Source organism: Pseudomonas sp. TMW22080 (assembly GCF_022496745.1).
Lineage (GTDB): Bacteria > Pseudomonadota > Gammaproteobacteria > Pseudomonadales > Pseudomonadaceae > Aquipseudomonas > Aquipseudomonas bubulae.
The window spans coordinates 592772-601415 of the sequence record NZ_SCFF01000004.1 but is presented as its reverse complement, the minus strand read 5'-3'; the positions used below and the strand labels follow the sequence as shown (position 1 = coordinate 601415).

The following is an 8644-nucleotide window of genomic DNA, read 5'->3' as shown; positions in this document are numbered from 1 at the left end:
CCAAGGAGTTTTCCGTTTCGACTGCGCCGGAAGTGGGGCGAATTATAGACAGTTACAAAACTGAGTCAAGGACTAATTGAGCGACTCTATCACTTAATCCAGAAACACCCGTAATACAGCTATATAGAGGGGGCTAACGCCCCCTCTATATAGCTACACAACACCCGACCGCCTTAAAGCCTCCACCGTTGCTGCCTTCAACCCCAGTACCTGCTCCAGCACCTGCCGGGTATGCTCACCCAGCAAAGGAGGAGCATTACGATACTCCACCGGGGTTTTGGACAACCGGATAGGGCTCGCCACTTGGGGTACCAGCCCCGCCAGCGCATGGGGCAACTGCATCGCCAACCCCCTGGCCTGAACCTGAGGATCAGCAAACACCTGCGCCAGGTCATTGATGGGCCCACAAGGCACGCCGACAGCCTCCAACTGTGCAACCCACTGAGCGGTGGTTTTAAACACCGTTGCCTGCCTGATAAGCGGTACCAGCTCCGACCGGTTCGCCACACGCAACTTGTTGGTAGCAAAACGTGGATCATCGACCCACTCGGGTCGGCCAGCTACTTCAGCAAACTTGCGGAATTGACTGTCATTTCCCACAGTAAGAATGAAGTCACCATCTGCCGTCGGAAAATCCTGATAAGGCACGATGTTCGGATGGGCATTACCCAGGCGTTGCGGAGCCACACCTGTAGTCAAATAGTTCATCGCCTGATTAGCCAAACAAGCGACCTGCACGTCCAGCAACGCCATATCTATATGCTGCCCGCCACCATCATGCTGACGATGGGCAAGGGCTGCCAGGATCGCAACCGTCGAGTAGAGCCCGGTCAAGATATCTGTCAGCGCAACACCCACCTTCACCGGCCCCGCACCCTCCTCACCCTCAGGCCGCCCGGTCAGGCTCATCAACCCACCCAGCCCCTGAACCATAAAGTCATAGCCGGCCCGCTTGGCATAAGGGCCAGTCTGGCCGAACCCCGTAATCGAGCAGTAGATCAAGTCCGGATTCAATACCTTGAGCGACGCGTAGTCCAAGCCATACGCCTCCAGGCCACCCACCTTGAAGTTCTCGATCAGGATGTCGGATTTGGCTGCCAGCTCGCGAACCAGTTGCTGGCCTTGCGGCTTGGTGAAGTCAATAGTTACCGATTGCTTGTTGCGGTTGGCTGACAAGTAATAGGCAGCCTCCCCCGTACTCTCACCATAAGCATCTTTAAGGAAGGGGGGCCCCCAGGCCCGGGTGTCATCACCATTGCCCGGGCGCTCAACCTTGATTACCTCAGCCCCCAGGTCAGCCAGTATCTGCCCCGCCCACGGCCCCGCCAGCACACGAGACAAATCCAACACCCGCAAATGCGATAAAGCACCCATGAGCCGAGCTCCTGTTAATAGAACGCCTGAAGACCGGTCTGCGCACGCCCAAGGATCAAGGCATGCACATCATGCGTACCTTCATAGGTGTTCACGACTTCCAGGTTGACCAGATGGCGCGCCACGCCGAACTCATCGGAGATTCCGTTGCCACCCAGCATGTCGCGAGCCATGCGTGCGATATCCAGGGATTTGCCACACGAGTTGCGCTTCATGATCGAAGTGATCTCAACCGCCGCGGTACCTTCATCCTTCATCCGCCCCAGACGCAGGCAACCCTGCAGGGCCAGCGTAATCTCGGTCTGCATGTCAGCCAGTTTTTTCTGGATCAGCTGGGTCGCAGCCAAAGGCCGGCCAAACTGATGACGGTCAAGGGTGTACTGGCGCGCGGTGTGCCAGCAGAACTCGGCTGCGCCCAGCGCCCCCCAGGAGATGCCGTAACGAGCCGAATTAAGACAAGTAAAAGGACCTTTCAGGCCGCGCACATCCGGAAAGATGTTCTCTTGCGGCACAAATACGTTGTCCATGACGATTTCGCCGGTAATGGACGCACGCAAACCGACCTTGCCGTGAATCGCAGGTGTAGTCAGACCCTTCCAGCCTTTTTCAAGAACAAAGCCACGAATGTCGCCTTCATCGTCCTTCGCCCACACTACAAACACATCGGCGATAGGGCTGTTGGTGATCCACATCTTGCTGCCCGTCAGGCTGTAGCCACCCTCTACCGAACGCGCACGGGTAATCATCGCACCAGGGTCAGAGCCGTGGTTTGGCTCAGTCAGACCGAAGCAGCCAATCCACTCGCCAGATGCCAGCTTGGGCAGGTACTTCTGCTTCTGCGCTTCGGTACCGAACTCATTGATCGGCACCATTACCAGGGAGGACTGCACGCTCATCATTGAACGGTAGCCCGAGTCGACACGCTCCACTTCGCGGGCAATCAGGCCGTAGCTGACGTAGTTAAGGCCACTGCCGCCGTACTGCTCAGGGATCATCGCGCCCAGCAAACCGGTCTCACCCATCTCACGGAAAATTGCAGGGTCGGTCTTCTCATTGCGGAAAGCCTCAAGTACACGCGGCGCCAGTTTGTCCCGAGCAAACTGCTCGGCACTGTCGCGCACCATGCGCTCTTCTTCAGTGAGCTGCTGATCCAGCAACAGTGGATCAATCCAGTTGAAGCTTGCTTTACCCGCCATGAGAGAACCCTCGCGTAATAGATCAAATATCGTGCACTGATCCTAGGCTCCCTCTATATAGAAGGACAAACGAGGATTCGACACGATGCTGTGATAATTTCTCACTCCGTGAACCACATGAAAGCCATTTCTGACTGTATTTAGTGAGGAAGCCGTACATGCGCCGCAAGATCCCCAGCACAACCGCCCTGATCAGCTTCGAAGCGGCTGCGCGCCATGAAAGCTTTACCAAGGCCGCACAAGAGCTTTCCATCACTCAAGGGGCTATTTGCCGACAGATCGCCAGCCTGGAAGAGTTTCTGAGTGTAGAACTGTTCCGACGCTCCAAGCGTGGCGTAAAACTGACAGAAGCCGGCATCTCCTACAGTAGGCGCATTGCAATCCAACTGGATGCTGTAGAACGGGACACGCTGTCCGTCATGGGCCAACAAGGCGCCAACGTGATCGAACTGGCCGTGGTGCCCACCTTCGGCACGCAATGGCTGCTGCCCCGGCTCAAGGACTTCCAGCAACAGCACCCGGATGTCACGGTCAACCTGACCAACCGCACACGCCCTTTTCTGTTCGCAGATACCGACTTCGATGCTGCCATCTACTTCGGTGATGCTGACTGGTCCGGCACTTCGTCCTACCGCCTGATGGGAGAAAACCCGGTACCCGTGTGTAGTCCTAACCTGCTGGGCCCGCATAAGAGCCTCTCCCCGCACACCCTCGCCGAACTCCCCCTACTGCAGCAAACCACCCGCCCCTACGCCTGGCGCCAATGGTTCAACGCCCAGGACATGAATGTGCCACGCGACATGAGCGGCCCACGTTATGAGCTTTTTTCAATGCTGGCTCAGGCCGCCATGCATGAAATGGGGGTCGCCCTGATTCCGCCCTTTTTGATTCAGCGCGAATTGGCCGAAAAACGCCTGGTGATTGCCAATGACAGCAGTCTGCCCAGCACCAGGGCTTACTACCTGATGATCCCCGAACGCAAAATTGAGTCGGCTTCATTGCAGGCCTTTCGAGACTGGCTGATCAAGCAGGCCGAGGGCTACAGCCTGATTTAAAGGATCGCATCGTCCGCACCAATTATGTAGCGCAGCATAAAAAGTCACTACATATATAAGTAAATGTCGCGTTTTGACACTCGGGACTTTGGTCTAACTGGACAAACCTGCAGGCCAGTAACCACGCGGCCTACAGGGTATTTCTCAAAGTTATGCAGCGATAACTAAAAGAAATCTGAAAAAAACTCAAAAAAACGTCAAATCTTCTGTAAGCCACGTATTTAAAGGCATGCAGCCGACCATTGCGACATTCGGTCACTGCATGACTTGTAGTTTGTATCTCGTCATCCTCCATAAGTCCTTGAAGGGCAAAAAAATTGCCAGCAGAATGCCCCGCCCCACCCATACTTTTGGTGGGATCGTGCTGATCGGCCGCCCCAGTCGCACCATCCGTAGTGCGCTGGCTTTCTTATAAAAGATCACGCAGGAGATATGACGTGCACATTGGTGTTCCTCTCGAAACCCATACGGGTGAAACGCGGGTTGCTGCAACCCCGGAAACCATCAAGAAGCTGATCGGCCAAGGCCATAAAGTGACTGTTCAAAGCGGCGCCGGCGTTAATGCCAGCGTTATCGACAGTGCTTATGAAGCCGCCGGCGCAACTATTGGCAACGCTACAGATGCTTTCGGCGCAGAGCTGATTCTCAAGGTTGTCGCCCCCAGCGACAGCGAACTGGCCCTGATCAAAACCGGCACCGTGCTGATTGGCATGCTTAACCCGTTCAGCAATGAAACCATTGCCAAACTGGCCGAGCGCGGGATCACCGCCTTCTCTCTCGAAGCTGCTCCACGAACCTCTCGTGCGCAAAGTCTTGATGTGCTGTCATCCCAAGCCAATATCGCCGGCTATAAAGCCGTCCTGATCGCCGCTCACCACTATCCGCGGTTTATGCCGATGCTGATGACCGCCGCCGGTACCGTCAAAGCCGCTCGCGTGCTTATTTTGGGTGCCGGTGTTGCAGGTTTGCAGGCCATTGCCACCGCCAAGCGCCTGGGTGCCGTAATCGAAGCCAGCGATGTGCGACCTGCGGTTAAAGAGCAGATCGAATCGCTTGGAGCCAAGTTTGTCGACGTGCCTTATGAGACCGACGAAGAACGCGAGTGCGCCGTTGGCGTAGGCGGCTACGCCCGCCCGATGCCTGCCAGCTGGATGCAGCGCCAGGCACTGGCCGTGCATGAGCGCGCCAAGCAGGCTGACATCGTGATCACCACAGCCCTGATCCCGGGCCGTAAAGCCCCGGTGCTGCTAAGCGCAGAAACCGTAGCCCAGATGAAGCCGGGCTCAGTGGTCATCGATCTGGCTGCAGCCCAGGGCGGTAACTGCCCGCTGACCGTCGCCGATCAGGTCGTGGTTGAACACGGCGTAACCATCGTCGGCCACACCAACCTGCCCGCCATGGTTGCTGCGGACGCCTCGGCACTCTACGCCCGCAACCTGCTGGACTTCCTCAAGCTGGTCTTCACCTCCGAAGGGCAGTTCCAGATCAACCTTGAAGACGACATCGTCGCCGCGTGCCTGATGTGCCGCGACGGTCAAGTCGTGCGCAAAAACGGCTGAGGACAATAATAATGGAAGAGCTCATCTCCCCCGGTATCTACAACCTGATCATCTTCGTGCTGGCCATCTATGTGGGCTATCACGTGGTCTGGAACGTTACACCTGCGCTGCACACCCCGCTGATGGCCGTTACCAACGCCATCTCGGCGATCGTGATTGTAGGCGCCATGCTCGCCGCCGCGCTGACCGTTACCCCCCTGGGTAAAACCATGGGCACCCTGGCAGTCGCGCTGGCTGCCGTAAACGTATTCGGTGGATTTTTGGTCACCCGGCGCATGCTGGAAATGTTCAAGAAGAAAGCACCTAAAGCCAAAGAAGAGGTGCGCAAGCCATGAGCATGAACCTGGTTACTGTTCTGTATCTGGTTGCGTCGATCTGCTTCATTCAGGCCCTCAAAGGCCTGTCGCACCCCACCACCTCTCGTCGCGGGAACCTGTTCGGCATGCTCGGCATGGGTCTGGCGATCATTACCACGGTTGGCCTGATCTACAAGCTGGGCGCCGAGATTGCCACCGCTGGTATCGGCTACGTCATTGTTGGCCTGTTGGTCGGCGGTACAGCAGGCTCGATCATGGCCAAGCGTGTCGAGATGACCAAAATGCCTGAGCTGGTTGCCTTCATGCACAGCATGATCGGCCTCGCGGCGGTATTTATTGCCATTGCAGCCGTGGTCGAACCGCAATCGCTGGGCATCGTCAAACACCTGGGCGACGCCATCCCGGCGGGCAACCGTCTGGAGCTGTTCCTGGGCGCGGCCATTGGTGCAATCACCTTCTCCGGTTCGGTGATCGCTTTCGGCAAACTCTCGGGCAAGTACAAGTTCCGCCTGTTCCAGGGTGCACCGGTACAATTCGGCGGCCAGCACAAGCTCAATCTGGTACTGGGCCTGGCCACGCTGGGCCTGGGCATCACGTTTATGCTGACCGGCAACCTCAATGCTTTCGCGCTGATGCTGGCTCTGGCGTTCGTGCTGGGTGTGCTGATCATTATCCCGATTGGCGGCGCCGACATGCCGGTGGTGGTGTCGATGCTTAATAGCTACTCGGGGTGGGCGGCTGCCGGTATCGGTTTCTCGCTGAACAACTCGATGCTGATCATTGCCGGTTCGCTGGTAGGTTCTTCGGGCGCGATCCTGTCGTACATCATGTGCAAGGCGATGAACCGTTCGTTCTTCAACGTGATCCTCGGCGGCTTTGGCGGTGCAACCGACGTCGGTGGCCCGGCCGGTGCGCAAGAAGCCCGCCCGGTGAAATCCGGCTCGGCGGACGACGCCACCTTCCTGTTGACCAACGCCGACACCGTGATCATCGTCCCGGGTTACGGCCTGGCCGTGGCACGGGCACAACACGCACTTAAAGAGCTGACGGAAAAGCTGACTCACCGCGGCGTGACCGTGAAGTACGCGATTCACCCGGTTGCGGGCCGCATGCCAGGCCATATGAACGTACTGCTGGCCGAGGCCGAAGTGCCTTACGACCAGGTGTTCGAGATGGAAGATATCAACTCCGAGTTCGGCCAGGCCGACGTGGTGCTCGTACTGGGCGCCAACGACGTGGTCAACCCGGCGGCCAAGAACGATCCAAAATCGCCGATTGCCGGCATGCCGATCCTCGAAGCCTATAAAGCCAAGACTGTCATCGTGAACAAGCGCTCAATGGCCAGCGGCTATGCCGGTCTGGATAACGAGTTGTTTTACCTGGATAAAACCATGATGGTCTTCGGTGACGCCAAGAAAGTTATTGAAGATATGGTTAAAGCTGTCGAGTAACATCGCGCACCAACGCAACATCGAGAACCCCGGCGCTCTATTGGCCGGGGTTTTTCTTTTTCCAAGGAACCCGACCAAAGGCTCTAAATCGGCCGCTGGCATTCGACCATGGTAGCGGGACGCAAGGCTCTGAAAATGAATAGACTGCGCCTCTTGCTTCCGTTGCCCGAGATAACAATCCATGTACCGTGAACGTATTCGCCTGAACTCCCTGCACGATAAGGTCATGAGCGCCGAAGAAGCCGCCGCCCTTATCCAAGACGGCATGACTGTCGGCATGAGCGGTTTTACCCGTGCCGGCGAAGCCAAAGCCGTCCCCCAGGCCCTGGCCGAGCGGGCCAAGAAGTCGCCGCTGAAAATCACCCTGATGACCGGCGCCAGCCTGGGCAACGACCTCGACAAGCAACTGACGGAAGCCGGCGTATTGGCCCGTCGCATGCCGTTCCAGGTAGACAGCACTCTGCGCAAGGCGATCAACGCCGGTGAAGTGATGTTTATCGACCAGCATTTGTCCGAAACCGTTGAGCAGTTGCGCAACAATCAGCTCAAGCTGCCGGACATTGCAGTTATTGAAGCAGTGGCCATTACCGAACAAGGTCATATTGTTCCGACGACATCCGTGGGCAACTCCGCCAGCTTCGCGATTTTCGCCAAGCAAGTGATCGTCGAGATCAACCTGGCGCACAACCCGAACCTGGAAGGTCTGCACGACATCTATATTCCGACCTACCGTCCGACGCGTACACCGATCCCGCTGGTGAAGGTCGACGATCGTATCGGCAGCACCGCAATCCCGATCCCGGCGGAAAAAATCGTCGCCATCGTGATCACCAACAAGCCGGACTCGCCATCCACCGTGTCCGAGCCGGACAGCGAAACCGACGGTATCGCCTTTCATCTGATCAACTTCCTTAAAGCCGAAGTTGAAGCCGGGCGCATGACCAACAAGCTCGGCCCGCTGCAAGCCGGTATCGGCAACATCGCCAACGCGGTGATGTGCGGCCTGATCGACTCGCCGTTCGAAGACCTGACCATGTACTCCGAAGTACTGCAGGATTCGACCTTCGACCTGATCGACGCGGGCAAGATGAGCTTCGCTTCGGGCAGCTCCATCACCCTGTCGGAGCGTCGCAACTCGGACGTATTTGGCAATCTGGAGCGCTACAAGGACAAACTGGTCCTGCGCCCGCAGGAGATTTCCAACCACCCTGAAGTGGTTCGTCGCCTGGGTATCATCGGCATCAACACCGCCCTGGAGTTCGACATCTACGGCAACGTCAACTCCACTCACGTGTGCGGCACGCGGATGATGAACGGCATTGGCGGTTCGGGTGACTTTGCCCGCAACGCGCACCTGGCGATCTTCGTGACCAAATCCATTGCCAAGGCGGGTGCGATCTCCAGCGTGGTGCCAATGGTCAGCCACGTTGACCACACCGAACATGACGTCGACATCCTGGTTACCGAACAGGGTCTGGCCGACCTGCGTGGCCTGGCGCCGCGTGAGCGCGCACGGGTCATTATCGACAACTGTGTGCACCCGGACTTCCGTGAAGCTCTCAATGACTACTTCGCCAAGGCCTGTGCGATTGGCGGCCACACCCCGCACATCCTGCGCGAAGCCCTGAGCTGGCATATCAACCTGGAAGAAACCGGGAAAATGCTGCCGTAACCCGCGAGCTAGACAGCCGC

7 protein-coding genes are annotated in these 8644 nt (G+C 57.5%); 5 read left to right on the top strand and 2 right to left on the bottom strand.

Annotated elements, in window-relative coordinates; all coding sequences use genetic code 11:
• Positions 1–153 precede the first annotated feature (153 nt).
• Both EQV96_RS17020 and EQV96_RS17015 read right to left on the bottom strand, forming a co-directional pair.
• Positions 154–1374 (bottom strand): CaiB/BaiF CoA-transferase family protein, encoded by a 1221-nt coding sequence (locus tag EQV96_RS17020; protein WP_094999505.1) that lies wholly within the window; start codon positions 1372–1374, stop codon positions 154–156.
• Positions 1375–1388: 14 nt separating this feature from the next.
• On the bottom strand, positions 1389–2570 hold the full coding sequence (locus tag EQV96_RS17015; protein ID WP_094999506.1) for an acyl-CoA dehydrogenase: 1182 nt from the start codon (positions 2568–2570) through the stop codon (positions 1389–1391).
• Positions 2571–2728: 158 nt separating this feature from the next.
• Here EQV96_RS17015 and EQV96_RS17010 point away from each other — a divergent pair, with 158 nt between their 5' ends.
• The 5 genes from EQV96_RS17010 (at position 2729) to EQV96_RS16990 (ending at position 8624) form a co-directional block, all read left to right on the top strand.
• Positions 2729–3625, top strand: a complete 897-nt coding sequence (locus EQV96_RS17010; RefSeq protein WP_094999507.1) for a LysR family transcriptional regulator — start codon at positions 2729–2731, stop codon at positions 3623–3625.
• A gap of 437 nt (positions 3626–4062) precedes the next feature.
• The gene (locus EQV96_RS17005) at positions 4063–5184 is read left to right on the top strand and encodes a Re/Si-specific NAD(P)(+) transhydrogenase subunit alpha (protein WP_094999508.1); all 1122 of its coding nucleotides are present in this window, start codon (positions 4063–4065) and stop codon (positions 5182–5184) included.
• An 11-nt stretch (positions 5185–5195) separates the two neighbouring features.
• Positions 5196–5519, top strand: coding sequence for an NAD(P) transhydrogenase subunit alpha (locus tag EQV96_RS17000; protein WP_003438157.1), 324 nt, complete (start codon positions 5196–5198; stop codon positions 5517–5519).
• Entirely contained in the window at positions 5516–6952 is a 1437-nt protein-coding gene (locus tag EQV96_RS16995) for an NAD(P)(+) transhydrogenase (Re/Si-specific) subunit beta (protein WP_094999509.1), read from the top strand. The genes EQV96_RS17000 and EQV96_RS16995 overlap by 4 nt, the downstream gene beginning before the upstream one ends.
• Before the next feature lie 181 nt (positions 6953–7133).
• On the top strand, positions 7134–8624 hold the full coding sequence (locus EQV96_RS16990) for an acetyl-CoA hydrolase/transferase family protein (protein WP_094999510.1): 1491 nt from the start codon (positions 7134–7136) through the stop codon (positions 8622–8624).
• The last annotated feature ends 20 nt before the right edge of the window (positions 8625–8644 follow it).